Raw genomic sequence first — 23,985 nt, forward strand, 5'->3', positions numbered from 1 at the left:
AATTTTTTCGCTCTTTTACGTTTACATTTCGCTCTATTCGCGTATAATGGAGATACGCGATATTATTACGAATACCGCTTCTGAGCGAAGCGAAGAACAGGAGCGATGACCATGACGCTAGAACCCGTAAACTTTCACGCCCGCGCCGGCGCCAAACGCCTGACGATCGACCGGCAGGGCCGCTTGATGCTGTCGGCCGGCCTTCGCCGCGAAATGAATATCGACGCGCAGCTTTCGCCGTGGATAACGGTGCTGTACGACGCCGAGTACGACATTTGGGCGCTGCAAAAGAACGAAAAGTTGAAGCAGGCGCCCGCCGAGTCGACGGCGAAGGTCGATAAGCGCGGCTACATTTCGGCCGGGTCGATCCTGCGCCGCAACCGGCTGGATTACGAGAATGGGCCACTGCGCTACGATTTCGACGGCACCGTGTCGTATTCGGGCGAGTCGTACTTGTCGTTCAAGCGCGTAGGAGCGGAATAATTTTCGCGCCTATCGCCTCGATGACGTTGACGGTGACGGCGTTACCCGCCATTTTGTAGCGCTGGCTGTCCGAAATACCCTCGTCCAGGACGACGTTGTGCGCGTAGTCCGGAAAGCCCTGTAGCCGCCAACATTCGAGGGGCGTCAGTTTGCGAATGCGGTACGTAGGCGGTTCGGCAATGCCCGTACGCTGCCCGTGATTATCCGGAAACCCGCCGTAATTTGCGTCTAATGCCGTACTCACTTCGTCCGGCCGCGCGTGAAATTCGCCATACCGTTTGTTGACGGCGATTTTCGAATCTTCTGCCTGTTCGACTACGCCTTGATTGCACGAAGAGGCTTCGAGTGTCTGCGCAACGCCTCGTCCGACTCGCCCACGTCGCGTCTTGCTATTCGGAAATTGGACGTTAACAGCGTCGCCCTCTTCGGCGAGCGTGTAGCCCTTTTTCGTGGCTTCGTTTACCTCGACGCCCTGTTCCGTCAATTGGCGGACAAGTCCCGCCGTCTTCTCTTCGGAAAGGTAGTATCGCTCGTCAACTTCCGGCTCTAGGATGTCGCGCAATCTCGTTTCTACCGAAAGCTGCTCCGGCCAGTCGAAGTTAAACGTCTTAACATCGTCGTATCCGCTTATTCTGCGCTTGCCTTTCGCGACAACATTCGTGCCGGCTATCGTCCATTCCGCATTATTGACGAGGTCTTCTCGGACTGCTACGATAAAGATACGTTCGCGATTCTGCGGCACGCCGAAATATTTCGAGTTGAGGACGTTGAAGTCGACGCGGTATCCGCACTCGTTCAGCGCCTTGACGATGGTGTCGAGCGTTTTACCGCGGTCGTGGCCGACCAAGCCTTTTACGTTCTCGATAAGGACAGCTTTCGGCTGCTTTTCGTTTGCTATCCGCGCAACATCGAAGAATAGCGTACCTCTTGCGTCGTCAAAACCGCCACGACTTCCCGCGACGCTGAACGATTGGCATGGCGTCCCTGCTACGAGTACGTCGTGTTCCGGGACGTCCTTGGCGTGAATCTCCTTAATGTCGCCATATAAGTCGTCCGCTCCGTAAAGTACCTCGTACGCTTTTTGCGCATACTTGTCGATTTCGCTCGCAAATACGCATTGGCCGCCTAAATTTTCGAGTCCTTGACGAAAACCTCCGATGCCTGCGAACATTTCAACAAACGTAAATTCCGCTATATTAATCGTCCCCTTTCGTTAGTAAACCGCGCATAATCTCGTCAAACTGCGCAAATGCTGCCGCCTGCTCGCCGGAGTTGTCTATCGTGTAGTCCGCGGCAAACTCTCCGATATGACGTTCCGTGGCGTGCTGTAATTGCGCCGTATCGAACGCCTCGCCCGCCGATTCCATGCGCGCAATTCGGGCCGTCTCATCGGCAAATACTTCGATAATGACGTAGCCACGCGCGCGGCAGGCGTCTATTTCGTTCTGCTGGCGGGCGTCCGTAATGATAGGCCGCGCCTTAAATACGGAGGACTCCTGTTCTCGCCGTATTCCATCGAAACAATGCCGTACCCATACGTCCGGATCATAGTCGCGCATGACGTTCATGTGCTGATACAGACCGCGCGGCTTCGGCTCGGCCGGCACCCACGGGTATACTTCGTGTGCCAGCCGTTTTAAGGCGTCGCCGAACGCAAAGCGCGTGAAACCGTATTTTTCCGCGGCGTACCCCGCGATCGTGTCCTTGCCCGACCGCATTTGGCCGGTGAGCGCTATTCCGTTAATTTCGCCCATTCTTCGTCCTCCTTTTCGAGCCAGCAATCGGCGCAAAAGTCGCCTATTCCGAAGTTTCCCGTACATATTTCCGCCTCGTCGTAAATCTCCGCCCCGCACGCGTCACACTCGACAATTTCCGGCTGTGCTTGCGGGTCGGCGAGGCCTTCCGCGAATCGGTCGAGGTTCGGCCGGCCGATCATTGGCGCATCCCCTCCCGAATCGTGCCTGCAACTTCGGAAATGACTTCGCTAGGTTTACGTCTGTTTCCGTGCCTATCGTTCATGTTCACGGTTATGAACATATATTCGGATTCATCTTCGCGGGGCTCGGCGATTTCCGCAACGTCCTCGATGCGCTCTTCGACCGCCGTTAAGTCCTCATCCATTGCGCCCAGCTTGCGTTCTAGCCGCTCGATGTGCGCGTACAGGTCGCTAATTTTCGCCTCCGTCAGCGTGTTCAGGCGGTCGTGCTGCGTTTCCCTCGGTGCGAATTTCGGGCGGAGGACGCGGTATTCTTCGTCGACAATAAATCCGTAATTTCCGCAGGTCACGTCCCCTCCGATACCTTCCTCGGTGACCGCAAATATATCGCCATCTTTGTAAGGGGCACCAAACTGGCACGCGTCTGCATCTACGATAAGTATTTTATCGCCTACTTTTGCGTTCTCATCTTTCGGCAGAATGTCGTAATTCTCTCCGTCAACTACGATTGTATTACTGCTCGTAAATTCCTCCGCCATTCTATCGCTCCCTTTCGGTATTTATTCGTTAATCGTCCGCACCGTCACGTTCTGCCTACCGAAGTCTATCGCGTCATCATAATCCGCCATTAGCACGTCGACCCGCCGGCCATCTATCGCGCCGCCCGTGTCGGCCGCCACCGCCTCAATCTCGCGTCCATCAGCCAACTCGACGACTATCTCCGTGCCGAGCGCAATCACAGCCGGATCGACCGCCACGACCGTTCTGCCTTCATGCTGCGTTGTATTGCGTACGTCGACGCCGGTCGCCGTAATGCCGGTACAGCCCGACGCGCAGGCGGCCGTGTACGCGGTGGCCTCGAATGTGCCGAGGACACGCGTTGTGGCGACCTCTGCGCTAACTTCCGAATCAGGCGCAGGTGGACGGGATTCTTCCGACTCGGCGACGACTACTTCGGCTGCCTGTCGGATCATAACGTCTGTTTCCGTGATATCGCTCATATAAGCGGACATGAGCGCGATGCTTGCGAATAGTGTTGCGCCGATACTAGCCACCGTCCTTTCTCCGCTCTCCTTTCGGCATAAGTTCGCCCACGGCTACCGGAAAATGCGGCTCAATGAGCGTCAGTATCGCCTTTGCGTACGCCTGTATTTCGGCTTGCGAATCCTCCGCGAGCCGTTGCGCAAGAAAGTGGCAGACGGATTGCAGCGATGCTGTCCAGTACCACCGGACGTACATTCCGTAAGCCGGCAGGAATAGGCGCGCTTGTTCCGGTGCGATTCCGATAGACATCGCGTTTTCGTACATTTCCTCGCATTCCTCGATGATTTCGAGAAGCCGTCGCGTGAACATTTCGCCTTCGTACTCCGGCAGGTTTGCGCCGCTGCCTTGCTTCGAGTTTTCCGGCTTACTGCGCCACTCATCCGGTCGCGGCACGTAAAACACCGGCTCCTCCGTGACGTACCTGCGGCTGCTTTCGTTCCACGCGTCGAGCGAATCGCCGGTTCCTTCCTGGTGCGCGGAGCCTACGATGTACTTGAACCATTGGCGGGCGACGAGCAACGGCGCGTGTATCTCGAACTGGGCGATGGCGTGCCGAAAAGGTGACGTGTGTCCTTCTCTCGCAAGAAAAGCGATCAGCCGGCGGTCGCGGTCGGTGAGTTCTGCGGATGCCTTTGCGTAGGACACGCGTGCGCTGTTGACGACGGTTAGGTCGCTTCCCATGACGTCGTTTAGTCGGACATATCCGTGGTCGAGTACGTTTACGTGATTCACGCTGCTTTCGCTCAATTATTCGTCCTCCTTACGTTTGTTCCAAATAGACGCTAACTTCCGAGCGTTGTCTGTCGATACATGTAGGAATGTACTCGGCTGTATGTCGCATTTCCTATTTGCGCATTCAATAATCGGCTTATCTAACGACCACTTCATTATCGGAGTTTTCCCGCAAAATGGACACGGTTTTAGTTGCGGAACGGGTTCGTTCATTATTCGCCCTCCTTGCGATTATCTTTCATATAGTCTGCCGATTTAACTACTCCGTACAGTATAACCGCGACTACGAGCGTAATTATGACGTTGCTCCATATAATCATCCGCTCACCCCGCTACTTCCGAACCCGCCTGCGCCCCGCTCTGTCGCGTCCAACTCGTCGACCTCCGTAAAAGTGACGGGCGGCACCGGCTGAACCCACGCTTGGCAAACGCGGTCACCTTTGCGAACGATGTACGAATCTTCCGGGGTCGGTTCGTGATACCCGATGAGTTCCTCGTCAAGCGTATCTACAGTGTAATCAGACGTATCCGTATATTCCGTGGTATTATCGAATAACATCGCCAATTCCCCGCGAAAATCACTATCGATAACGCCGATGCTGTTCGGTTGGCGCAGGTTTGTCCTTAAACTGACGCCCGACCGTGGCACGATAAACATGACGTAGCCGGCCGGAATTTCGACCGACAGTCCGAGCGGTACCTTTTCGGTAGACCCTGGCTCGATAACGACGTCCTGCGCTGCGTATAAATCGAAGGCAGCCGATCCGTCCGTCGCGTAAGTCGGCAGCGTGGCGTCCGGTGACAGGCGTTTTACTTTTACGTTGACTGGACCGGCGTTTCCGCTGCCGAATTCCGTCATTTTCGCGATTTTTTCGTTTAACTTTTCCCGTAATTCGAACGCCTTGTACGCTGTTTCGTTGAGGTCGACATTTCCGTTTTCCCGCTCGATAAGGTCGTCGAGGATGTCCCCGAGTAGTGTTCGCCAGTTACTCATTCAATCGCGCTCCTTTTGCGGCGAATCGACTGCCGCGCTTTTTAATATCGCCATGATCGCCGTAGCGTCCTCGTCGCGTACGCAAGTCCCGTCCCAAAATTGGACGTAAGCCCCTTCGTGTTTTCCGCCGTGACCGCAACAGGCGTTCATTAGGCCGGGCAGCGTGCCGAGGCAGCCGTCGTGGCCTTCCGGCGTGTTCGCCGCGCCGCAGTGTCCGCAAGGCCTGTCGTGGTTTTCGGATACCGGCTGCTTCGTGTCTTTATACCGGAATACGCCGGCTGCTTCTTCGGTTGCATGTCCGCGGTAATGTCCGATATTATCGCGCTCCTTTTCGACTAATTTACGTCAATCCCACGTCATTTCGTCCGCCTTTTGCGCCAGTCTGCCGCGGAAATTAACGGTCAGCTCGCAAACTTTTGCGTACGGCTCGTCGTGGAACCATTCAAGGTACGGCACGAAGCCGGACTTTTTCGGGTCTTTGAGGTCGCACTGTTTGTCGTGGCCGATGACGATAACAGTCGTTGTGTCATGGCAGCGCGTCAACACCTTTTTCATTTCGCCGCGCGTCAGGTTGGCGGCCTCGTCGATAATCAGCGTGGAGTCCCGGATATTCGTGCCGCGAACGAACGTGTGCGACTTCGCCTCGATCCACGTTTGCGCGTTAATCATTTCCGGATTGCTTTCGCTGTATATCGAAAACCGCGGGTCTTCGCCGATTTCGTCCAGCGCGTCGAGTAGCGGCTGCGTGTACTTCGATTCCTTCTCCTCGACCGTGCCCGGCGTATAGCCGAGCGCGCCCTCCTCGATCGGGCTGAACGTGTAAATCAGCGGCTTTTCGAGCAGCTTTGCGGCTGCTACGGCGAGGGTCGTTTTGCCTGTGCCGGCTTTCGCGTTGACGAACGTAATCTGATTATCGAAGATGCTGTCGACATATTCCCGTTGCTCGTCCGTTAGCTTGTCGGCAAATCCGAAGAACATTGTGCCGCGAATCTCGTCGCTCTTTTTCGCCATATTATTCGCCTACCTTTCGGATTATCGTGATTTCTCCACGCTGATCGACTATTTCGTAGCCTTGCTCGTACACTTCGTTGTAGTCGTCGACGATAGCTTCGTAGCGCGTTTCGATAACTACCGACTGAGTGAGAAACAATCCGCCAATTAGCGTAATGATAATCCCGAGTGTGACGAAGAACGGCTCCTGCCCGTCTATACCGGCGCTGACCGTCGCTACTCCGACAATCAAGACAATTGCCGACGCAACGAACAGCCACCACGTTCCGTACGTAAATTCTGCGACTATTTCCATCGGCTCACCTCCGTTTTATTCGAAAATAAAGTCTTCGTCGCGCAACGGCTCGACCGTCGCCTTTTTGTACCCCGTACCTTTCATCGAAAAGAAGTCGTGGGATTTCGTTTTCGTGTCGAGGCCGTTCACGACGATCGGATTGACGTCTGTTTCGTTGAACTTCGCGTCAAAGCCGAGGTTCATCATCGCCTTGTCCGCGTTATATCGGAGAAACTTCTTCACGTCGTCCGCCAGGCCGACCGCGTCGTATAGTTCTTCGGTGTACTCGAGTTCGTTTTCGTATAACTCGTAAAGCAAGTCGGACACGAACGTTTTCAACTCCGCTTGCTGCTCGGGCGACTGCCGGTTGTATATTTCTTGCGCGAGCAGGCCGATGTAAACGCCGTGGATCGCCTCGTCGCGAATAATGAGATTAATAATCTCACCGGCCTGCATCAGCTTGCCCTGCCCGTAGAAATACAGCGGATAGTAGAAGCCGGAGTAAAACAGGAAACTTTCGAGCATTACCGATGCCGCCATCGCCTTATACAGCGAAATGTCGTCGCCCTCGACTATATTGCGGTAGTGTTCGTCGACAATCTGCGTTTTCCTTTGGAGGTACGGATTCCGCTTGACCCATTCGAACAACTCGTCGATTTTCTCAATCGGCGCGAACGTCAGGAATATATTCGAGTAGGACTTCGCGTGAACGGCGTTTTCCATCATCGTCATGAACGAAATGAGCGCCTTCCGTTGGTGGCCACCGACATGTTCGGCAATTCGCGCCATACCGACGTTGCCCTGCTCCGTGTCGAGCAGCGTAAGTCCGGCAAGAACTCGCATGTACGTTTCCTGTTCCGCCTCGGACAGCGATTCCCACGTTAGTTCATCGTTGTTCAGCGGGATTTCTTCTGGAAGCCAGAACTGCTTAACGTTCTGATCGAAGAACATTTGCGTAAATCCGTCGTCGTGTTCCGCCCAGTTCGCCGCGTCGAATACTTTCTCGTTTACACCTGGCATGATAGGCAGTCCTCCTGTCCGGTATCTCGTGTTCTCGCGTAGTACAGCGTCTTGATTCCTTTGTGGTGCGCGTAAAGATCGATCCTGTTGACGTCTCGTGTCGTTACGGTGTCGTTCAGGAACAGCGTAAACGAAATGCCTTGGTCGACATGGCGTTGAATGGTCGCTATTAAGTCGACGACTTTAAACATGTCCATATCGTACGCCTCTTTGTACAGAAACCACGTCTGCGCGGAAAGGCCGGGCATCGGATAGTATGTTTTCGAATTGCCGTACGTTCGCTCCTCGATGCGTTCCATAATCGGCATAACGCCGGCTGTCGATGACTGCACGTAGCTAATCGACCCTGTCGGCGCGATAGCTAGGCGGTAGCTGTGGTAGAGTCCGTATGCCGCGACTGACTCCGCTAATTCGCGCCAGTCCGCCGGTGTAGGCAGCGTGATCCCTTCGAACAATTCCGCGACCTTTTCCGTTCGTGGCGTGATTTCTTCGTCTACATATTGCGCAAAGTAACTGCCGTCTGCGTACGTTGACCCGTCAAATCCGTAAAACGTTTCGCCTGTTTCTTTCGCTAGTTCATTCGACCGGACGAGCGACCAGTAGTTGACGGCGGCGAAGAATATGTCCGCAAACTCCCGCGCTTGCTCCGATTCATAGGCGATGCCATTTTGCGCAAGAAAGCCGTGCAGGTTCATCGCGCCAAGGCCGACCGACCGCATTTCTTCGTTGGCCTTTCGGACAGCAGGCGCGTTGTCAATCGAGGTGGATTCGGAAACCCGCGTAAGGGCGTCCATTGCCGTTTTGACCGATGACCTTATCGATTTATTGCGCATGATGTTCACGATATTCAGGCTGCCGAGGTTACATGAAATGTCGAGGCCGATGTCGTCCTCTTCGCCGTAGTCGGTGTAGGACGAAACTTTTGCGGCTTCTAGCACTTCGCTGCAAAGATTTGATTTCGTAACCTTTGCGATGTTGTTCAGCGCATGGACGGCATTTACGTTGTCCTCGAACATGATGTACGGATAACCGGATTCACTCCGTAATACCGCCAATTTCTGTAACAACTCGCGCGGATTGATCTTTTCTTTCCGTACGTTCGGATTCTCCGCCAGTTCCTCGTACATGTCGCTGAAATTCATTTCGTCGAGAAACTGCCCGTATTCGCGCTTAACGGAGTGCGGATAAAAGACGTAAGCGTTCCGGTTGTTGCGCGCTAGTTCGATGAATTTGTCCGGAATGACGACGCCAATCGAAAGGGTTTTCGCCCGGACGTCTTCGTCGGCCGATATTTTCTTCGTGTCGAGAAAGTCGTGAATGTCCGCGTGGAATACGTTGAGGTAAACGGCCCCGCTGCCTTGTCTTTGCGACATCTGATCGGCATAGCGGAACGCATTGTCGAGCAGCTTCATGACGCCGACAACGCCTTTTGTCGCATTCTCTACCTTTTTAATCGGCTCGCCTTTCGCTCGTATTTTCGATAGGTTCAACGAAACACCGCCGCCCATTTTCGAAAGTTGCATCGACGTATCAATCGCCTTCGAAATGTCGTTCAGCGAGTCGTTCACTTCGAGCAGAAAGCACGAAACTAGCTCGCCCCGCCGTTTCCGGCCGGCATTCATGAACGTCGGCGTCGCCGGCTGGAACTCCTGCCGCATCATCACATGAAGGTATTCCGTCGCTTTCGCCGCGTCGCCTTTCCCGAAGAACAGCGCAACAATCGTTACTCTGTCCTCGTAGCGTTCGAGAATTTTCGTGCCGTCGTTCGTTTTCAGCGCGTAGTCGTTGTAAAATTTGAACGCGCTCATGAACGAAGGAAACCGGAATTTATAGTCGTAAGCAGCGCGGTATATTTCTTTAACGTCCGCGAAGTCGTACTGTTCGATAACCTCCGGCTCGTAATAGTCGTTTTCGATCAGATAGTCGAGTTTTTCGCGCAGGTCGTGAAAGAAAACGGTATTCTGATTTACGTAATCGATGAAGTATCGGCGGGCGGCCTCCGTATCTTTTTCGAATTGGAACGACCCGCCGTCTTTGCGGATCATCATTTCGTTGTTCAGTTCGATGTATTTTTCCGTCAATATATCGACTCCTCCAATTTCCGTAGTTCTTCCGTGAATATCCGTACGTCTTCGTCTGTTCCCGCTAGTTCGAACGTCAGCAGTAACGGCACATCGTAGTCTTGCGCAATCTGCCGGCCGGCCGCCCCGAAGTTGCCGCCAAAGTTCCGGTTGCCGCTCGCTGCCACACCGCGTAGCCAGTCGCCATTTTGCGCAAGATAGTCGGCAACGGCTGGCGGTACTTGGCCGAACCCTAACGTATTTGTGACGAGAATGAACGGCTCGGCGGCCGGCTGTGTTTGCGTAACGCTTCCGCCCGATATACCGCACTTGGCGAGGAATCGCGGAATGTTGCCGGTCAGCGAATAGTAGACGATATTCACTCGTAACTCCTCCGTATCTGTTCCGCCACTTCCGCCGCCCTTTCCTCGCTCACCGCCCGCTCCAACTCCGCCACGGCCTGCCGCAACAGCTCGCGCTCCTCTCGCAACTCCGTCGTTTTGCGGTAGCGTTCGGCGAGGCGGGCGTCCATGTCCGCTAAGTCTTCGCGAAAGGCGTCGAGCATGTATTCGGTCGGGCTTCGCCGGTCGTTCAGGCCGCCGCCTTTATTCGCCGGCATGGTCGGCCGCCCCTTCCGCGTCCAACTCCGCCAGTTTTCGCCGGTGATATGCCGCAAAATTGGGCGGATAGATGTCCGGCCGGCTTTCGAAAAATTGCGCTAGGACTTCGTGATGCATCCGCTGCTCGACGACCGACAGCGTTTCGGTGTACGTTTTCGCCAAATCAACCGCCTCCTTGTCCGAATACTTGCTGTGCCACATAAACGAGTGGCGTCCCTACCATTGCGATCATGATGACGGAAGTGATGATGAAGTTTGCGTCAATCTCGTCCGCCGTTTTCGCTTTTTCCGAAATAGCCGTAATAGTCAGAATAGAAAGTCCGACCAGCCACGCTAAAGCGAAGTATCCCAGTATCATTTACTCGTCCTCCTCTTCGCGGTACATTGCGATTGCCTCGCCGTAACCGTCCCAATTATCGACGCCGGCCGCTTCCAAGCACGCCAAAAATTCGCCGTCCTCACGTAACATTTCGTATTCTTCCTCCGTAATAACTACCGTTCCCTTTCCTGCCATATCAATCGTCCTCCTTTGCGATTAGTCCTTCGTTAATTGCGTAAGCCAGCGCACAAGCCGCAGCGTCACTTTCGTCGTCCACCGCAAAATCGCCGGCGTATCCGGTCAACCTGCGAACGGCCTCCGCCAATTCCGGCTTTTCCGCTTTGCCGTTGCCGGCCACCGCCTTTTTAACGGAACTTTGCGAAATGGCCGACGTGGTGAACGCGAGGCCGAATTTGTTGAGCGCCCGGTCGCACGCGCCCCATGCGCTGTACACCGGATGGCTCTGCTTGCTCGTGCGGCCAACGAAATCCTCGCGCACAATGGCGTCGAAGCCGCCCGCCGCGTGCGCCGCAACGAAGCTCACCGCCCAGGCGTCGATAATTTCGGCGCGAAGGCCGTGCGGCTGCTTGGCGTTGGTGACGCAGTGGCTTAACGCGAGGATGCGGGGCTTACCCGCCTTGACTTCGACGAGCGCCGCGCCGGGCCGACCCATCGACGTGTCGAAACTTAATATTCGCAAGTCAATCGCCTCCTTTACGCGTCAACGGCAATCGCAATCATTCCACCAATAAACCCGCATATTATTCCGGTTAGCATCGCTAATAACGGTGTTACGTCTATTCCGGCGTAAAACATCGTAAATATCGCAACGACGTCGAGTATAATCATTACCGGTATCCCGATTAGCAGTCCCATATTAGTCGCCTCCTCCCCGTACTTTATCGCTAACTGTCACGTACTTTCCGTCAAATCTGGCGTAGTCCGTGCGGCGTTTCGGCGGCGGGCCGTTGTATTGCGGCTCGAATGGCGTGCGGGCTTTTCGCGCTTCCGCCCTCCGCTGCTTGCGCGGTGCTAGGCCGGCAAATGGCGATGTCTTTTTCGGCATATTATTCGTCCTCCTTCGGATGCTTCTCGTAATCAATCGCATGGACTTCGGCGTATTCCGCGAAAATGTAGTCGGTCACCTTGTCGGTCAGTTCCGCCATGTCGACGTTGTCGGCGTGCTTGACGGTTAGCGTTAGTTGCGTGAGCTTGTCGGCCATTTACTCCGCCTCCTCATCTCCGTTTTTGGACGGGGAAATTACGATCGCTACATTTTCGCCTTTAATCACAAATGGCGATAAATTACCGTGCGATCGAAATGTCACCGCCGGTATTCCCGCGTCCTTAAATACATCGAAGGATTGCGCTAGATATTCGGCGTTAACGTAAATATTGAAATCCTCATCCAAACTTTTATTTGTTTTGCCGATGAATAATTTCGCTTCAATGCCGCAGGATTTCTCCGTCGCCACATAAACGTTATTCTCGTGTGAAAATATCCGCGCTAATGCTTTCGATTTCGGCGTGAATTTTTCCGATAAATGAGGCGGAGCAGTTGCGGCTTGCTGAATTATCTTCACAGCCTTCGCAACGCCCTTAACTTCCTTTATTTCGACCATCCCTTGCGCTGACTGCTCACCAGGAATAATCCGTGTGACATCCGGATATTTCCCGTCAACAAGGTCGCCTGTTTTCGGATTCTCCGCCTTCTCGCCGCCCTCGTATACGTTTTCGGCGATGTATAACCGATGGCTGTCCGTTACGGCGACGTAACCTTCTTCGGAATGATAGGCCGCCTGTAATATCGGACGCGTGTTTCCGGCTGATTTCGTAACCTTTTCGGCATGTTTCATGAAATTTGCGTAGGATATTCCGCTCACCTAGTCCGCCTCCTTCCGGATTTCCTCGATCTCCGCCAGCGCGTCGGTGTAATTCCGCTTCTTAAACTCCGGCAGGCCGCTTCGCTTCACCTTCGCCACTTTTTCGCGAATGTCGGCCAGTTCGTCCTCCGACAGCGACGTCACACACGCCGTCTTGAAGTTGTTGAACGTGAAATTTTCGAGCGACAACGGCGGGGGCGTTTTCGATTGCACCGCATCGAGTATTTCCGCAAACTGGTCGAACACCCTTTCGCGGTCGGCGTCCGTGAAGTAAACGCCGAAGGCGCGAATGTCCGGTGTTGCTTCGTACTCTTCCGGCTCGTACGACCATTTCTTCTTCGCCGCGTTGACGTAGAGGATGACGTAGTAATCAACGTTGTACATCCGGCTGTATACGGCACATTGCGCGACGTGCTTGGCTTCCGGCTCGCGCATCGAGTGTAGCGACGTTTTCGCGGCTGTCGTTTGTTTCGACTTGACTTCGAGGCCCACGCGCAACACTTCGCCTGTTTCCGGGTCAACGTACGTCATAATGCCGTCGCATGTGCCGAAGAGGTAAAACGAGTGGCCGCCGTGCGTCACCGGCGTATTCACCTTCGCAAAATCCTCGAACATCGGTTCACCGCGCTCGGTCCGCTCGAACCGGAAGGTAGCGTCGGGCATATTCCGTTCCATCGCGAGAATATCCCGCTGGATGACGGAGCCGATCGCTGTGCCTATCGCCGTCCAGCGGCCTTGATGTGGCTGCTTCGGTTGGGCGTCCTTTTTTGCGCGCAACTGCTTGAAATACTGCGCTCGCGGGCAGTCGGTGGCGCTCGACGGCGAGAAGTACGGGCGCTTCGGAAAAACGTTCGGGGCTTCCGCATACCATTGCGCTAGTTGCCGGTCGAGGTCGTTGTCGAACGTTTCCGGCCGCGAATACCAGGCGTCGAGTTGCCCGGCAAAGTCGTCGGCTATCGCCTGCGCCTTATCGTGCGGGGCGGCTTCGGATATTTCGTTGCGTAGCGATTGTGCGGCGGTAGTATTTGCGATAGATGATCGCCTCCTTATTTACGTTTACCTTTCGGATTTCCTTCGGACGGTTCCGGCTTTTCCGTTGTATAGACGGTCGTTTCGATTTTCTTCGGATAAACTCGCTCGATGTTCGGCTCCATAAAATCGCCGCCGTCTTGCATTTCGGTTGCCGGCACTTCATCCGATACACTTACGTAAACAAACTCCCCCTCGAAATAATGCCGGAATACGCGAGTCCGGAAATTCGACCAACGGCCGCCTTCCTCGAACGATTCGTCAACTTCGTTGCCTTCCTCCAATAGCTCGACTTTTTCAGAATCCGGCATTTCTGCGATTTCTCTTTCAAAATCATCGCGTGTCTTGTCGAAAAGGCCGTCCATATCATATTTTGCGGAGTTTACGACATGCAACTTGAATACGAGACTTGCGATAGTTTCGTCCATCCGATCACGCCCCTCTCCGATTCATTTTCCGGCTGGCCTGCGCCTGCTTCCGTTTCCCCTTCGCCTGTTGCGCGTCGGATTTCGTCCATTCGCGCCGTAGTTCGCCTGTGCCGCCGCGAGCAATCGCAATGTCGCGGACAGCCGCCGACTGTGTGGCGCTGCGTAGGGCTTTGCGTTGGGATTCCGTCTGTTGCGGGATATTGGCGTTCATGTAATCACGCTCCTATTCGAATAGTTGATCGATAAGTTTTGCGCCATCGACCGGCGCGCCTGCGGCTTTTGCGTGACCTCCTCCGCCGAAGGACTTCGCAATCTCGCCGAGGTTAACGTCGTCCTTGGCCGTGCGGAAGCTGACCGATCGCGCCGGATTAATCATCGCAATTAAGTCGAGGTCAGGCCGTTCCGTTGCGAGCGCGTGGCCGAGTTCCGACTGGTGCTGCTCCGCGAAAACGACGCCTGCCGGCAGGCCGGCGATTTCCTTTACGGTAATTTGATCGCGCTTACTGTCGATATACCTTGCGATGGCTGCCTCGTTTACCTCGAGCAACATTTCGTCAGCCGCCGAAAAGTACGGAAGAGGGTCGACCATAAATCGGCTAATGAATTTGTCGCGGCCGATAAGATAGAAGAGATCGTTCAGCCTTTTCGGGTGATCGTCGTCATACCGCGTTTTCCATTCCCACGTATCGTAACACCGTACGGTTTCCGCGAAAGCCCTTAGCGATTCGTCATCATCGGTCAGTATCGATAGATGCTCGAATAACATGCTTGTTCCGCTCGTTTTTCCGGTGCTGTCTTCGGACTTAACGTACGCCCATCCGTACTTGTTCAGCCATTCCGCCGTTGCGTGGTGATCGATTAGTTGGACGTTATTTTCGTAATTATCTTCGATTTCTTTTGCGACATGCTCATCGACTGAAATATCCGTGATGAAAATGTCGTCGTAATCGGCCAGGCCTCCGTTTGCCACAAATTCCGAAACTACGCTGTCTATTTCGTTATAGTCGCAAAATGTAGCGTCGACACTATCGAACAACCTCATCGCTACAACAGCGCAGCCTATTCCGTCTAAATCCGTATGCGTAAATAATTTTACCGCCAAGTAATCACGCTCCTTCTGCGTTTGGTTCGGTCGTTTGCGAAAACCATTCGTCCGGGTCGTACTCCTCCATCCAGCGATTTTCGATCACGGTGTCCGATTTCAGCGGCACTTCGAGTGACACCGTATTCGTCATGATGTCGTCGTAGAGGGCGACAGTTTCTGGCGTGACGTCGGCCAGCGGCGCGCTGCTTTTCTGTTCGTCGTGCAAGGTCAGGTTAAATTCCCATCCGCGCCCTAGCGTCAATTCGTAATAACTCCGGATCATGCAGAGTTGCAGAATGTTCGCGCCCGACCCTTGTATGCGGTGGTTGAACGCCGCCCGCTCGTCCCGGCCGGTCTTGCGAATCATGTCCCAAAATTCCGTCCGGTCGTTCGACGACAGCTTATACGACTTGCTCGCGAGTTTCGGATCGCTTTTGTCGCGAATACCGCATTTCCGCATTAGCGTGCATAGCCGCTGCCAGTTGCGCCGGTACTCCGGAAACCTTCGCTTCTGCCCGTAAATCGTCGCTGTCCAGCCGTGCTTCCGCAGGTGGTCGAAGGCAGCCGACACCATTTTCGCAAAGCCCGGCAGGATTTCGTCGAACTTCCGGTAAGCCGCTTTCGCCGCCTCTTCGGTAATACCGCGGGCAACCGCCGTTTTGACGAACTGCCCTTCGGCTTGGCCGTATCCTTTCGCGAGGAACATATCCTTCGTCAGCTTTCGGTAAGGAATCGAGACTAGCCCGTCCTTGTACGCCTTTTCCTCGCAAAGTTCCTTTTCGACGTCGAACATCATCGACGCAAATTCGATGTACGGGTCGAGGCCTTGCCGGTACATGTCCGCGAAAATGTGGTCGTTAAATTCGACCACCATAATGTGCGCCTGAATGCGCGGCTCTATCGAGGATAGATCGGAACCGACGAATATCCAGCCTTGACGCGGCATGAACGTTTTCCGGACGCGTAGGCCGTCTTCGTAGCGCGCCGGGATATTCTGTAAATTCGTCCCCTTCTTCACTTTCCGGTCGCAGTCCGCTAACTCTCGCATAATATCGAGAAAGTTATCGTCCGTTACGTTGTCCGGCGCCAGTTCGACCGGCTTGCCGTTGTATCCGAGGGACGCATACCGGCCGGTGGATATCGTTTTGAGCGCGGTGTGTATTCGGCCGGTCTGTTCGAGCGACTTCGGTATTTTTTCGACGAACGTGCCGATCAGCGTTTCGTATTTCGATACGCTCTCCAGCGGCTTGAGCGACTCTTCCTCCTCGAAGTACCGTTCGAGCACCTCTTTCGCGGTGGACCGGCGTTTCGATTTGTCCTTTACGATGTCTTTCGTGCGATCCTTGATGCCGAGAACGTCGTAAATGAGGTACGCAAGGTGATCGCCTGACGACAGGTTAAACTCGTGAATGTAATCCGGCGCGTTCTGCGGAATAGCTTCCGGCAAAGGATTCGACTCGTACCGCTGCACGCGTTCCTGCAACTGCGCGTACTTTTTCGTTTTCGGATTTGCCGCTTTTAACTCCTCCCGGCATTTCGCGAGCATTTCGTCCCGTTTCGCAATTCGTTCCTTTTGCTTCGCCATCCAGTCGCGAATCTTTTCGCCCTTTAGCTGCCGGCTCATCTCGTAAAGGAAGTCGTCGTCGATGCCGTACGTTTCGTACAACTTTCGGCGTTCCTCTTCGAGCTTCGCCTGGTATTCTTCGCGAAGGGCGTTCATTTCCGAAAGGTTTACCTCGAAGCCTGTCCGGGCGATTTCCGTATTAACTTCCGGAAGATACTGCCGGATTTCGAAATACGTGGTCGCCAGTCCGTCTTTTGCGATAAGCATGTCGATCTGCCATTTCGTAAGCAGCCAGCCTTTGTGTACGTCCTTTATCGCGTAAATGCCGGCCGGCTCGATCGGAAACAGCATCGGCGTTGTGTTGCCGAACAAATCTTCGAAGGTCCAGTCGTCCATTGCCGCCGCTTCTTCGCTGATATGGCGCTTATATTTCGTAAATAACGGCTTTAACCCGTACGAATCTTCGTGATCGTTCAATATCTGCATGGCGTCTTGCGAGTTGAACCGAACGCCTGCCGGTTGCAGCCCGTCATTGCGCAAAATACTGATGTCGTATTCCGCGTTGTGAAACGATTTAATGTGCGCGGCATCTTCCGTGAAAGCGCGGATTGCTTCCAGCGCCTTCGATCGCGTACACTGCGCTTCGCCGGTCAAGTGGCCGTACGCAACGTAATAGCCTTCGTTCAGCAACGGCAGCCAAAACGAATAGCCGCCGGACAGGTCGATCATCGTGTCGACACCGGACGTTTCCGTATCCCAAACGGTAAGAGATTGCGCAAAAGGAATGTCGATGCCCCGGCCGGCGAGCTTTTTGCGGATGCCCGTTTCGTTGAAGTACCGCAATACTTTCCGGAACCAGTCGTCGGCCTGCTGTAGCGAAAGCTCCTCGTCCAATCGACGCATCATGACCGGCAGGTCGGCGTCGGTCGTAATAATGTGGTAGTTGGCCGGCTTGCTTTCGGCCAGTTCGGCGATTCGCTGCTCGCGCTCGGCTTCGTGGCGCTTTTGCGTAATTTCGCGGCCCATCGCAAAGACTTCGCCTTTCGTCCACTTGCCGGTTTCCTTGCGGCCGATTTCACCGTTGAAAAAGGCGGACTTTGCGGCGGCAACGAGGCCGCGCTCTTTGTCGGACAGCTTCATCGCCTCGATGCGCTCGAACGCCTGCTCCGCCGTTTCCTGCTGCTTCGCCGCCTTGCGCCGCTGTGCCGCCTGACTGCCGCCGCCCGCGCCGCCGCTATTGTCGCCCGCCGGACTCTGCAATTTCCGCATAGGCATCGCCCTCCTTTCTGCGGCATTTTCGCGCTAATGCGTCAGGACTTCGCCCGGCGATTTCGGCATTTCCATCGCCACCCACCGCGTTTTTGCGTTCATTTCCACGGAAGAATACTCGTAAATGCCGGTTGTTTCCGTAAGGTATATCGTGTCGCCGAGGACGCCGATCATTAAGTCGCAATCCTCCGGCTGATACGGCTCCCCGTTCCCCTTTACCGCGGGAATAACGAAGGAGCCGCCGCGGTCGTTTCGTACTTTCATCGTCTTAATCTGTGCTGTCAGCCGGTTGCCTAACGGATCGAACAGCACGCGGTCATACGTTTCATCGACGACTGGTTTCGCTACCTGCCATCTGTTCGCGAGTAATATTCGGTCGACCGTTAGTTCGCTGACCTCCCCCGTAATCGCGCTCTTGTGCGCCATACTTACCGGCTCCCTTCGACAGTTACGTCTAATTCCTCGATGTTCTGCGTACTTCCGTCCGGCAGCGTTACCTTTACGGCTAGTTGTTTCGGGCCGTCCGCCACTTTTTCGATGTCCTGCGACTCCGCGGAAAAAGTACGGTAACTCGGAAAGTTGACGAAAATAACTCCCGCTCCTCGGTTTATCTCGCGTACCGTCCCGATTTCGTCATTCGTCACGCCGGCACGTCCGCGACTGGTGTTTTCGTCCTCCGGTACGCAAATCCGCACCTTGTCGCCAACTTCGAAGTCGTCGATGGACTTTTCGCAGCAGTCGGCGGCCGGCTTGTCCGCCGCGTCCAGCGGTTCGAGGGCGACGTATTCCCTTTTCGAGATGTAAAACGGAATTTCTCGGACGTGTACTCCTCCTCGCGTATTCGGTACCGGTCGCCTTACCGTAAACACATCGCCATTTTTATACTCCTCGCTCGGCGATGCCTCCGCCTTCACAATCCGAATCTTTTCGCCTTCCTTCGCCGGCCGGTCGGCGACTTCGCGGTAAACGCGGCCGTTGTGCGTGACCGGACGCGGGATTTTGCGGAGGTGTTCGGCATTTCCGTATCCTTCATTTCCGAGACTCCCGGAAACATTTCGCAATTCATACGTATGTTTCCCTGCGGACAGTCCGATAATTTTCACGGTGTCCCCTCGGTGAAATCCGACCATAGCAGAGGATTTTCGAACAACCTCCGCATAGTCGCCGGATTGCAGCGCCGGTTGTTTCGGTCGCCTTGCTTCCGCCACTTCCTCGGCGGTTGCTGGCGTGAGATTTCCGCGGGATTTCCACCAATAGTCCGGAGCCTCTTCGGAAACCAACGTACATTTTAGCGGGGCTAGATTAGTTCCGTCATCTTCGACAATTTTAACGATGTCGCCCCGTTTAAACGGACTTCCGCCTACGACTTTCGCGTAATCGCCCGGCTTTAACGCGGCCTTCTTCCGTAGGTACTTGTGCGAGCGGTAACGGTGGTCGTACATATCCTGTCGGCATCCGTCGTTGTCGTCGAAATGCGGGTCGCCGGCGCTGTCCATCCGCGAAATTTCGTAAGCCTCGCCTGCCGTCACATCGGCAGGGGTATCGGTTACGTCCGTAAACACGATGTAATCGCCAGTTCGGGCGTCCTTCTTCGGGATTTCTTCGTAGCCGGGCGGGCGTTTGCCGAGTTCGGACACTTTGCGGAAAATCGTGAAATAATCATCGTGCAGACCGTTTGTGTCGCCGTCCTCGTCCGATTTTATACGGTACCTGTTCGAATTAGGCAAAGGCTTACCGCTCATTTCGTAGAAACTATTTCGCAAAATGTCGTCGGGAGGATGCTTATTGCCGGTAAGCCCGATGTCCCCGTCCTTAACCGCCGCTTTCTCGTCAATCGGCAGGTACTCCTCGCCATCATACGAAATCCGTTCGACAACTCCGCCCTTTGCATCGATCACCTTTACGCCTGTTAATGCGCTCATTCAATCGCTCCTTTACTCGGCTTTGCGCCGGTTATTATCGCTAATTTTCGCGTGGCTTGCCGGCCGCTAGAAGTCTTCGGTCGGGTCCTCGGCGTCGGCCGCTGGTCCGTCGCTGTCGCCGGCCTCCGCGCTGCTTTCTCCGCTACCTTCCGGCAATACCGATTTATCAACGTAGTTGTCGTCAGCATTCCGAAGAATTTCGATCATGTCGGATTCTTCGCGGAAGTTAGCGAGTTCTTCGTACGGAATGTCCACGTCCATAAATTCCGATGCCTTCTGCGCAATCTCCTCGCCGTCGTCCCCATCATACGTTTCGAGAGTATACGATTTGCCGTCCGCCGACTTCTTGATGACGCAGACATCGCCAATCAGCGAATAGTCCTTCTGAAATTTTCGCGCTCCCTTTTCGGCTTTATCAAAATCGGCAATGACGTTCCCGACGTGGTATTCCTTGAAGTCGATGACGCGCCATTCGTTATACTCCGGATCGAATACCGGAATCATAAGGTACAACTTTCGCGGAGCCTTCGCTTTATCGGAAATGCAGGCGCTACCGTTCGGCTTTCCGTACTTTTCGAAAAGCTGCTCGGCTTCTTCCGGTGTTTCCGGCGCTTTGGTAGGAGAGTTCAGGCACGTATGTTTCTGCACGTAAACCTCTCGCGGTGACCACGACGCCGCTTCATGTACGAAGTAGAAGTACCAAAGATCGGGGTCGCGCAAAATTACGAAGGGCTTGCCGTCACCTTTTAGTTCCTGCGCCTGACTTACGTACCTCGTTACGCCCTCCGGTAAATTGCCGTTATCGCCGCCGTTTGCCGCTTGTTCCCGCTTTTCTTCTCGTTTTTTCAGTTGATCGCGTACGCCTGGCATCGTAAGCATCGCTCCCTTTTCGTGTAATTTTTCGTCGCCTTTTCGGGATATTCCGCAAAAAGACGTAAATATAATCGGCACAAGCGCTGGCCAGCCCGCACTTATCGTTCGCTCCGCTAACTGGCGCGGTGAGAACGTTATGCGGACGCCTGTGCCGCGGGCAACTTTACGCCCGCGAGACGGCAACAACGGAGGGTGGCGCGTCCTCATCTCCGAATGTTGGCGACAGATGCCTGTTCTGTCCTCGCTGTTACCGCCTCGCCGGCGCCTTCACTCCGAGCGAAGCGAAGGAAGCTGGCCGGCCTATTTCCGTACATGCTTCCGCAAAATTTCCGCCGCTTCCGCCCGGCTGTCGGGCATCGCCGCAATGATCGCGACAATCCCGCCGCCGAATATCGCTAGGCCCGTTAGCACTTCCGGCAATGTTCCGTCAAACAAATACGGCCACTCCCTTCAATAGCGCGCTATGTTCCGCCTGCGCCTTCCGTACGTCTTCGTCCAATGTCGCAAGGTGTTCGGTCAGCGCGCTGACCCTCGCCTGACACGCCGCCCGAACACTCTCGGATTTCGTGCGCACCGCCCGCCGCTCGCATTCCGCAATTTCGACGCGAATGTCGGCTTTGTCGAGGCGGGTGCGCTTTTCGAGCGCCCGGAGTTTCCGCTGGCTTTTGCGGATTTCCTTTTCGATAATGCCACGGATAGGATTGCGCAATGCGGCCGGCGCCGATTTATATTGCGGATGGGTCGTGATGACGACGTCCTCATGCCGACCGAGAATGAAGCATATCCGATTGAAAGCGAACAGCCGCGTTACCTTTCCGTCTTCATTCGTGTGTTCGCCGATGAATTGCGCGTCGGCCAGCCGCGACCGAATCCAGCCGTCCGCCTTCTTATGCGGCACGCCGAATTTCCGCTGCGCTTCGTCGATGGCGTGATTCGTGACGACAACGCGGGACTGATCGGCCGCGCCGAATGGTTCGCCGATGGGAATGACGTGGCTCACGCAATCACCTCCGCCCGGATTGCGCGGTGAGTTTGCGCGAAAATGTCCGCCGGGTCTTCGTCCTCTGCGTGGCTGCCGTGATATTGATGCGCGACTAATTCCGGCGTGGTTGCGTCCGGTTGCGCGAGTGTGGCGTGACTTCCGTTATTTCCATACATTTTCTGTCACCTCAATAGTGTAAAATTTTAATAAATGGTTTACTTCCTGAACAATTTACGGTATAATATCGTTAGATTAAGTCAACAATGACTACTACAAAAGGCACACGTGTCATGTTTTGCATTTCACTGTTTTTGTGCTAAAATAATATCGGAGGTTCGTGGGGATGCGAAAGCGGATGGCTGCTTCGCGGCGGCCGACCTAATCGCATTCCCCGTCCTCTAAAGTTATGTCGCGTTGGAGTCTAAGGACTTGGCGGTCGCTCCAACGGTGCCTACTAGGGAATTTCAGGCGCTTAGATAGTCTTGATAGTCTCCAAATTTATAACTATCAAAGTTGCCTGCTAGTTTCCTGAGTTTCGCTTTTACCGTTTTATGGTCTATTCCTAGCGCCTTACCAAGCGATCTATAGGAATCATAATTCGGGAACTCCCTTACGATTGCAGTCGTTAAGGGGTCATCGACCTTGGCAGGGTCACACAAGAAGTCGATCAGTTGCAGCTGGTCGGCTTCATCTTTTTTAAAAAACATTTCCTCTGGAGATTCGTTAGTCGATACCATATTTTCTAAAGGGGCGTTTTCCTCTTCTTCTTCGTCATTACTGTTGTTCGGATGAGGTTTAACTCTTTCGTAGTATGTCCCCTCTTTTCCATCTAGTACATTCAAGCAACCTCGCCTCAGTTTGTAATAAACCCAAGATTCGATAGATTTTTCTTTACCTTCGTCGAAATCCTTAAGTGACTTCACTAAATACTCACCCATGTAGCTCATAAACTCCTCTTTAGGTATGTTTCTACCTGACGAAAAATCCGAGGCGAGTTTATAGATCTGAGGCATGTACTTCGATATGGAATTTTCAGCGTTGATATTAATAAAACCATCCTCCTTTTTATCCTTCTACTATACTATGCCAATCGAATGTGCCGATTGGGGAATAATTTCGCAAAAAATCGGAAAAAGATTTTAATTATATGAAACTATTACCTCCTTATCTGTTATAATGATAATATACTAGAAACCTTCCCTAAAGTAAAGGTTAAAAGTGGAGGAAAATCAAATGAACAAAAAAGAAGTAGATTACACGCCGTTGTTTCAGACATTAGAAAATAGAGGCGTTCAATTGATTGAATTAGAAAAGGAATACGGGTGGTCCCCGAAAGTCACATCGAAATTTCGCAAAAACGAAAATGTAAGCCTTTCTACGCTGCACGATATTTGCGAGTACCTCGACGTCCCTATCGAAAAGGTCGTCCGAATTAACCGTGGCGACTAATCGGCTTCATTTTCCGTACATATTTCGACTTTGTGACGTAAGCCCTAATCGCCGCCATGTCACCGACCTCGTTCGCGTCCTTGTACCGCGCCGGATACCCCGCCACTTTGGCGGCCACGCCCGGATACTTGCGCAATAACTCGATCGCCTCCCGTTTCATCCGCTGCCCTGCCGCGTCATGATCCGCCACAATAACGACAGCCTCCACGCCACTCGCCGCGATAATTTCCGCCTTCTTTTCGTTCATCAGCTCCGCCCCGCCCGTTGCGACCGCCCGCACGCCCGCCGTACGTAGGTACAACGCGTCAATTTCCGACTCAACAAGCGCCACCTCGCCGCCCGCTACCGCGTCTATCCCGTACACTAAATCCCGAATGTTCTCGCCACCTTTCGCGTACCAAAACGCCTTGCCGGTAATACTGCGGTACTTGACGGCGCGACAACGCCCTTTGCGGTCACGCCACGGAAAAGCCACCGCGTTGCCGGCCTGTACGACGCCCGCGTCAGCCGCAGTCTCCGGCGCCACACCGCGGTCTATGACGTAGGCTGGCGCTTGGCCTTGCGGCGGCTGCAACGTCCGCACACGCGCCCGTTCGACGGCCTGCTGGCGAATCGCGCCGAGCGAGGGCAGCGTAAAACGTTCGGCCTGTTCGTCGTCGGCATACACGCCATACTTTTCGCGCAAATAGGCGATAACCTCGTCCGTTGACTCGCCGCGTAACTCAGCGAGCAGCCGCACGAAGCCGCCGCGGTCGCCGGTGCCGCTGTCGCCCCAACTGCCCGCTTTTGCCGACGGCGTGTCGGTGAGGTAGACGTAAAAGGACGGGTGCATGTCGTCGCGAAACGGGCTGGCGCAGATCAATTTTTCCGCCTGCCAGCGCGGCGCCCGCCAGTCGAACGACGCCAGTTCTTCGGATACGTCGACATGTTCGAGTAATTTTTCTGACATTTTCGGCATACCTCCATGCTACTTGCGGTTAATTTCGGCAACAAGCGGTAAATGTATCCA

General features: G+C 54.3%; 35 protein-coding genes. 2 read left to right on the plus strand and 33 right to left on the minus strand.

Translation table 11 applies throughout. The features are described 5' to 3' along the window. Positions 1-111 precede the first annotated feature (111 nt). On the plus strand, positions 112-483 hold the full coding sequence (locus ACFSUB_RS04195) for a hypothetical protein (RefSeq protein ID WP_380711932.1): 372 nt from the start codon (positions 112-114) through the stop codon (positions 481-483). On the opposite strand, the gene dcm is transcribed toward ACFSUB_RS04195, so the two are convergent. The 32 genes from dcm to ACFSUB_RS04355 all read right to left on the minus strand — a co-directional run bounded on the left by dcm (position 461) and on the right by ACFSUB_RS04355 (position 22,465). After that, positions 461-1,654, minus strand: coding sequence for a DNA (cytosine-5-)-methyltransferase (gene dcm, locus ACFSUB_RS04200; protein WP_380711933.1), 1,194 nt, complete (start codon positions 1,652-1,654; stop codon positions 461-463). The two genes, ACFSUB_RS04195 and dcm, sit on opposite strands and share 23 nt — an antisense overlap. A 25-nt stretch (positions 1,655-1,679) precedes the next feature. Next, complete coding sequence (locus ACFSUB_RS04205; RefSeq protein ID WP_380711934.1) at positions 1,680-2,237, minus strand: AAA family ATPase; 558 nt, start codon at positions 2,235-2,237, stop codon at positions 1,680-1,682. Beyond that, positions 2,216-2,419 carry a hypothetical protein gene (locus tag ACFSUB_RS04210; RefSeq protein WP_380711935.1) on the minus strand — a complete coding sequence of 68 codons (204 nt, stop codon included), beginning with the start codon at positions 2,417-2,419 and terminating at the stop codon, positions 2,216-2,218. Before ACFSUB_RS04210 ends, ACFSUB_RS04205 begins: the two co-directional genes overlap by 22 nt. Beyond that, a complete protein-coding gene (locus ACFSUB_RS04215) occupies positions 2,416-2,958 on the minus strand; it encodes a hypothetical protein (protein WP_380711936.1) in 543 nt (180 codons plus the stop codon). The genes ACFSUB_RS04210 and ACFSUB_RS04215 overlap by 4 nt, the downstream gene beginning before the upstream one ends. Positions 2,959-2,979: 21 nt before the next feature. After that, positions 2,980-3,474, minus strand: coding sequence for a 3D domain-containing protein (locus tag ACFSUB_RS04220; protein ID WP_380711937.1), 495 nt, complete (start codon positions 3,472-3,474; stop codon positions 2,980-2,982). Further along, positions 3,467-4,144: an FAD-dependent thymidylate synthase gene (gene thyX, locus ACFSUB_RS04225; protein WP_380713172.1), complete on the minus strand. Its 678-nt coding sequence runs from the start codon at positions 4,142-4,144 to the stop codon at positions 3,467-3,469. The genes ACFSUB_RS04220 and thyX overlap by 8 nt, the downstream gene beginning before the upstream one ends. Positions 4,145-4,210: 66 nt before the next feature. Next, on the minus strand, positions 4,211-4,408 hold the full coding sequence (locus tag ACFSUB_RS04230; protein ID WP_380711938.1) for a Lar family restriction alleviation protein: 198 nt from the start codon (positions 4,406-4,408) through the stop codon (positions 4,211-4,213). A gap of 103 nt (positions 4,409-4,511) precedes the next feature. After that, positions 4,512-5,189: a dUTP diphosphatase gene (locus ACFSUB_RS04235; RefSeq protein ID WP_380711939.1), complete on the minus strand. Its 678-nt coding sequence runs from the start codon at positions 5,187-5,189 to the stop codon at positions 4,512-4,514. Between the two features lie 345 nt (positions 5,190-5,534). Then, positions 5,535-6,200 (minus strand): PhoH family protein, encoded by a 666-nt coding sequence (locus ACFSUB_RS04240; RefSeq protein WP_380711940.1) that lies wholly within the window; start codon positions 6,198-6,200, stop codon positions 5,535-5,537. Between the two features lies 1 nt (position 6,201). Then, a complete protein-coding gene (locus ACFSUB_RS04245) occupies positions 6,202-6,495 on the minus strand; it encodes a hypothetical protein (RefSeq protein WP_380711941.1) in 294 nt (97 codons plus the stop codon). A 15-nt stretch (positions 6,496-6,510) separates the two neighbouring features. After that, positions 6,511-7,494 carry a class 1b ribonucleoside-diphosphate reductase subunit beta gene (nrdF, locus tag ACFSUB_RS04250; protein ID WP_380711942.1) on the minus strand — a complete coding sequence of 328 codons (984 nt, stop codon included), beginning with the start codon at positions 7,492-7,494 and terminating at the stop codon, positions 6,511-6,513. Beyond that, positions 7,482-9,575 (minus strand): class 1b ribonucleoside-diphosphate reductase subunit alpha, encoded by a 2,094-nt coding sequence (nrdE, locus tag ACFSUB_RS04255; protein ID WP_380711943.1) that lies wholly within the window; start codon positions 9,573-9,575, stop codon positions 7,482-7,484. The genes nrdF and nrdE overlap by 13 nt, the downstream gene beginning before the upstream one ends. Continuing rightward, positions 9,572-9,937 carry a class Ib ribonucleoside-diphosphate reductase assembly flavoprotein NrdI gene (gene nrdI / locus ACFSUB_RS04260; protein ID WP_380711944.1) on the minus strand — a complete coding sequence of 122 codons (366 nt, stop codon included), beginning with the start codon at positions 9,935-9,937 and terminating at the stop codon, positions 9,572-9,574. Before nrdI ends, nrdE begins: the two co-directional genes overlap by 4 nt. Continuing rightward, positions 9,934-10,173 (minus strand): hypothetical protein, encoded by a 240-nt coding sequence (locus ACFSUB_RS04265; protein WP_380711945.1) that lies wholly within the window; start codon positions 10,171-10,173, stop codon positions 9,934-9,936. Before ACFSUB_RS04265 ends, nrdI begins: the two co-directional genes overlap by 4 nt. Beyond that, complete coding sequence (locus tag ACFSUB_RS04270; RefSeq protein ID WP_380711947.1) at positions 10,160-10,336, minus strand: hypothetical protein; 177 nt, start codon at positions 10,334-10,336, stop codon at positions 10,160-10,162. Before ACFSUB_RS04270 ends, ACFSUB_RS04265 begins: the two co-directional genes overlap by 14 nt. Before the next feature lies 1 nt (position 10,337). After that, positions 10,338-10,532 (minus strand): hypothetical protein, encoded by a 195-nt coding sequence (locus ACFSUB_RS04275; protein WP_380711948.1) that lies wholly within the window; start codon positions 10,530-10,532, stop codon positions 10,338-10,340. After that, a complete protein-coding gene (locus ACFSUB_RS04280; RefSeq protein WP_380711949.1) occupies positions 10,533-10,688 on the minus strand; it encodes a hypothetical protein in 156 nt (51 codons plus the stop codon). It abuts the gene before it with no gap. A 1-nt stretch (position 10,689) separates the two neighbouring features. Then, on the minus strand, positions 10,690-11,193 hold the full coding sequence (locus ACFSUB_RS04285; RefSeq protein ID WP_380711950.1) for a crossover junction endodeoxyribonuclease RuvC: 504 nt from the start codon (positions 11,191-11,193) through the stop codon (positions 10,690-10,692). 14 nt (positions 11,194-11,207) lie between these two features. Continuing rightward, positions 11,208-11,369 carry a hypothetical protein gene (locus ACFSUB_RS04290; protein ID WP_380711951.1) on the minus strand — a complete coding sequence of 54 codons (162 nt, stop codon included), beginning with the start codon at positions 11,367-11,369 and terminating at the stop codon, positions 11,208-11,210. Between the two features lies 1 nt (position 11,370). Then, complete coding sequence (locus ACFSUB_RS04295) at positions 11,371-11,559, minus strand: hypothetical protein (RefSeq protein ID WP_380711952.1); 189 nt, start codon at positions 11,557-11,559, stop codon at positions 11,371-11,373. A gap of 1 nt (position 11,560) precedes the next feature. Beyond that, on the minus strand, positions 11,561-11,716 hold the full coding sequence (locus tag ACFSUB_RS04300; RefSeq protein WP_380711953.1) for a hypothetical protein: 156 nt from the start codon (positions 11,714-11,716) through the stop codon (positions 11,561-11,563). After that, positions 11,717-12,376, minus strand: a complete 660-nt coding sequence (locus ACFSUB_RS04305; protein ID WP_380711954.1) for a hypothetical protein — start codon at positions 12,374-12,376, stop codon at positions 11,717-11,719. After that, positions 12,377-13,051, minus strand: a complete 675-nt coding sequence (locus ACFSUB_RS04310) for a hypothetical protein (protein WP_380711955.1) — start codon at positions 13,049-13,051, stop codon at positions 12,377-12,379. Positions 13,052-13,422: 371 nt separating this feature from the next. Beyond that, positions 13,423-13,833 carry a hypothetical protein gene (locus ACFSUB_RS04315; RefSeq protein ID WP_380711956.1) on the minus strand — a complete coding sequence of 137 codons (411 nt, stop codon included), beginning with the start codon at positions 13,831-13,833 and terminating at the stop codon, positions 13,423-13,425. A gap of 4 nt (positions 13,834-13,837) precedes the next feature. Further along, positions 13,838-14,044 (minus strand): hypothetical protein, encoded by a 207-nt coding sequence (locus ACFSUB_RS04320; protein ID WP_380711957.1) that lies wholly within the window; start codon positions 14,042-14,044, stop codon positions 13,838-13,840. A gap of 12 nt (positions 14,045-14,056) precedes the next feature. Beyond that, a complete protein-coding gene (locus tag ACFSUB_RS04325; protein ID WP_380711958.1) occupies positions 14,057-14,935 on the minus strand; it encodes a DHH family phosphoesterase in 879 nt (292 codons plus the stop codon). Between the two features lie 4 nt (positions 14,936-14,939). Further along, the gene (locus tag ACFSUB_RS04330; protein WP_380711959.1) at positions 14,940-17,750 is read right to left on the minus strand and encodes a DNA polymerase; all 2,811 of its coding nucleotides are present in this window, start codon (positions 17,748-17,750) and stop codon (positions 14,940-14,942) included. Between the two features lie 33 nt (positions 17,751-17,783). After that, positions 17,784-18,176 carry a hypothetical protein gene (locus ACFSUB_RS04335; RefSeq protein WP_380711960.1) on the minus strand — a complete coding sequence of 131 codons (393 nt, stop codon included), beginning with the start codon at positions 18,174-18,176 and terminating at the stop codon, positions 17,784-17,786. 2 nt (positions 18,177-18,178) lie between these two features. Next, positions 18,179-19,672 (minus strand): hypothetical protein, encoded by a 1,494-nt coding sequence (locus ACFSUB_RS04340; RefSeq protein ID WP_380711961.1) that lies wholly within the window; start codon positions 19,670-19,672, stop codon positions 18,179-18,181. 66 nt (positions 19,673-19,738) lie between these two features. Beyond that, positions 19,739-20,542, minus strand: coding sequence for a single-stranded DNA-binding protein (locus tag ACFSUB_RS04345; RefSeq protein WP_380711962.1), 804 nt, complete (start codon positions 20,540-20,542; stop codon positions 19,739-19,741). Between the two features lie 430 nt (positions 20,543-20,972). Beyond that, entirely contained in the window at positions 20,973-21,545 is a 573-nt protein-coding gene (locus ACFSUB_RS04350; RefSeq protein ID WP_380711963.1) for a hypothetical protein, read from the minus strand. Between the two features lie 446 nt (positions 21,546-21,991). Then, on the minus strand, positions 21,992-22,465 hold the full coding sequence (locus ACFSUB_RS04355; RefSeq protein WP_380711964.1) for a hypothetical protein: 474 nt from the start codon (positions 22,463-22,465) through the stop codon (positions 21,992-21,994). Positions 22,466-22,760: 295 nt separating this feature from the next. On the opposite strand from ACFSUB_RS04355, the gene ACFSUB_RS04360 reads away from it, so the two are divergent. Further along, entirely contained in the window at positions 22,761-22,976 is a 216-nt protein-coding gene (locus ACFSUB_RS04360) for a helix-turn-helix domain-containing protein (protein ID WP_380711965.1), read from the plus strand. On the opposite strand, the gene ACFSUB_RS04365 is transcribed toward ACFSUB_RS04360, so the two are convergent. After that, on the minus strand, positions 22,960-23,925 hold the full coding sequence (locus tag ACFSUB_RS04365) for a toprim domain-containing protein (RefSeq protein ID WP_380711966.1): 966 nt from the start codon (positions 23,923-23,925) through the stop codon (positions 22,960-22,962). The two genes, ACFSUB_RS04360 and ACFSUB_RS04365, sit on opposite strands and share 17 nt — an antisense overlap. Positions 23,926-23,985 lie beyond the last annotated feature (60 nt).

The sequence above is a fragment of the Salibacterium lacus genome (assembly GCF_042684865.1).
GTDB lineage: Bacteria > Bacillota > Bacilli > Bacillales > Marinococcaceae > Salibacterium > Salibacterium lacus.

What these genes read in the sequence shown, in the direction of transcription:
- ACFSUB_RS04195 (WP_380711932.1), top strand. Translation starts at nt 112, where the DNA reads ATGACGCTAGAACCCGTAAACTTTCACGCCCGCGCCGGCGCCAAACGC.
- dcm (WP_380711933.1), bottom strand. Translation starts at nt 1,654, where the DNA reads ATGTTCGCAGGCATCGGAGGTTTTCGTCAAGGACTCGAAAATTTAGGC.
- ACFSUB_RS04205 (WP_380711934.1), bottom strand. Translation starts at nt 2,237, where the DNA reads ATGGGCGAAATTAACGGAATAGCGCTCACCGGCCAAATGCGGTCGGGC.
- ACFSUB_RS04210 (WP_380711935.1), bottom strand. Translation starts at nt 2,419, where the DNA reads ATGATCGGCCGGCCGAACCTCGACCGATTCGCGGAAGGCCTCGCCGAC.
- ACFSUB_RS04215 (WP_380711936.1), bottom strand. Translation starts at nt 2,958, where the DNA reads ATGGCGGAGGAATTTACGAGCAGTAATACAATCGTAGTTGACGGAGAG.
- thyX (WP_380713172.1), bottom strand. Translation starts at nt 4,144, where the DNA reads ATGGGAAGCGACCTAACCGTCGTCAACAGCGCACGCGTGTCCTACGCA.
- ACFSUB_RS04230 (WP_380711938.1), bottom strand. Translation starts at nt 4,408, where the DNA reads ATGAACGAACCCGTTCCGCAACTAAAACCGTGTCCATTTTGCGGGAAA.
- ACFSUB_RS04235 (WP_380711939.1), bottom strand. Translation starts at nt 5,189, where the DNA reads ATGAGTAACTGGCGAACACTACTCGGGGACATCCTCGACGACCTTATC.
- ACFSUB_RS04240 (WP_380711940.1), bottom strand. Translation starts at nt 6,200, where the DNA reads ATGGCGAAAAAGAGCGACGAGATTCGCGGCACAATGTTCTTCGGATTT.
- ACFSUB_RS04245 (WP_380711941.1), bottom strand. Translation starts at nt 6,495, where the DNA reads ATGGAAATAGTCGCAGAATTTACGTACGGAACGTGGTGGCTGTTCGTT.
- nrdF (WP_380711942.1), bottom strand. Translation starts at nt 7,494, where the DNA reads ATGCCAGGTGTAAACGAGAAAGTATTCGACGCGGCGAACTGGGCGGAA.
- ACFSUB_RS04265 (WP_380711945.1), bottom strand. Translation starts at nt 10,173, where the DNA reads ATGCCGGCGAATAAAGGCGGCGGCCTGAACGACCGGCGAAGCCCGACC.
- ACFSUB_RS04275 (WP_380711948.1), bottom strand. Translation starts at nt 10,532, where the DNA reads ATGATACTGGGATACTTCGCTTTAGCGTGGCTGGTCGGACTTTCTATT.
- ACFSUB_RS04280 (WP_380711949.1), bottom strand. Translation starts at nt 10,688, where the DNA reads ATGGCAGGAAAGGGAACGGTAGTTATTACGGAGGAAGAATACGAAATG.
- ACFSUB_RS04290 (WP_380711951.1), bottom strand. Translation starts at nt 11,369, where the DNA reads ATGGGACTGCTAATCGGGATACCGGTAATGATTATACTCGACGTCGTT.
- ACFSUB_RS04295 (WP_380711952.1), bottom strand. Translation starts at nt 11,559, where the DNA reads ATGCCGAAAAAGACATCGCCATTTGCCGGCCTAGCACCGCGCAAGCAG.
- ACFSUB_RS04300 (WP_380711953.1), bottom strand. Translation starts at nt 11,716, where the DNA reads ATGGCCGACAAGCTCACGCAACTAACGCTAACCGTCAAGCACGCCGAC.
- ACFSUB_RS04310 (WP_380711955.1), bottom strand. Translation starts at nt 13,051, where the DNA reads ATGGAACGGAATATGCCCGACGCTACCTTCCGGTTCGAGCGGACCGAG.
- ACFSUB_RS04315 (WP_380711956.1), bottom strand. Translation starts at nt 13,833, where the DNA reads ATGGACGAAACTATCGCAAGTCTCGTATTCAAGTTGCATGTCGTAAAC.
- ACFSUB_RS04320 (WP_380711957.1), bottom strand. Translation starts at nt 14,044, where the DNA reads ATGAACGCCAATATCCCGCAACAGACGGAATCCCAACGCAAAGCCCTA.
- ACFSUB_RS04330 (WP_380711959.1), bottom strand. Translation starts at nt 17,750, where the DNA reads ATGCGGAAATTGCAGAGTCCGGCGGGCGACAATAGCGGCGGCGCGGGC.
- ACFSUB_RS04335 (WP_380711960.1), bottom strand. Translation starts at nt 18,176, where the DNA reads ATGGCGCACAAGAGCGCGATTACGGGGGAGGTCAGCGAACTAACGGTC.
- ACFSUB_RS04340 (WP_380711961.1), bottom strand. Translation starts at nt 19,672, where the DNA reads ATGAGCGCATTAACAGGCGTAAAGGTGATCGATGCAAAGGGCGGAGTT.
- ACFSUB_RS04345 (WP_380711962.1), bottom strand. Translation starts at nt 20,542, where the DNA reads ATGCCAGGCGTACGCGATCAACTGAAAAAACGAGAAGAAAAGCGGGAA.
- ACFSUB_RS04355 (WP_380711964.1), bottom strand. Translation starts at nt 22,465, where the DNA reads ATGGGTGAGTATTTAGTGAAGTCACTTAAGGATTTCGACGAAGGTAAA.
- ACFSUB_RS04360 (WP_380711965.1), top strand. Translation starts at nt 22,761, where the DNA reads ATGAACAAAAAAGAAGTAGATTACACGCCGTTGTTTCAGACATTAGAA.
- ACFSUB_RS04365 (WP_380711966.1), bottom strand. Translation starts at nt 23,925, where the DNA reads ATGTCAGAAAAATTACTCGAACATGTCGACGTATCCGAAGAACTGGCG.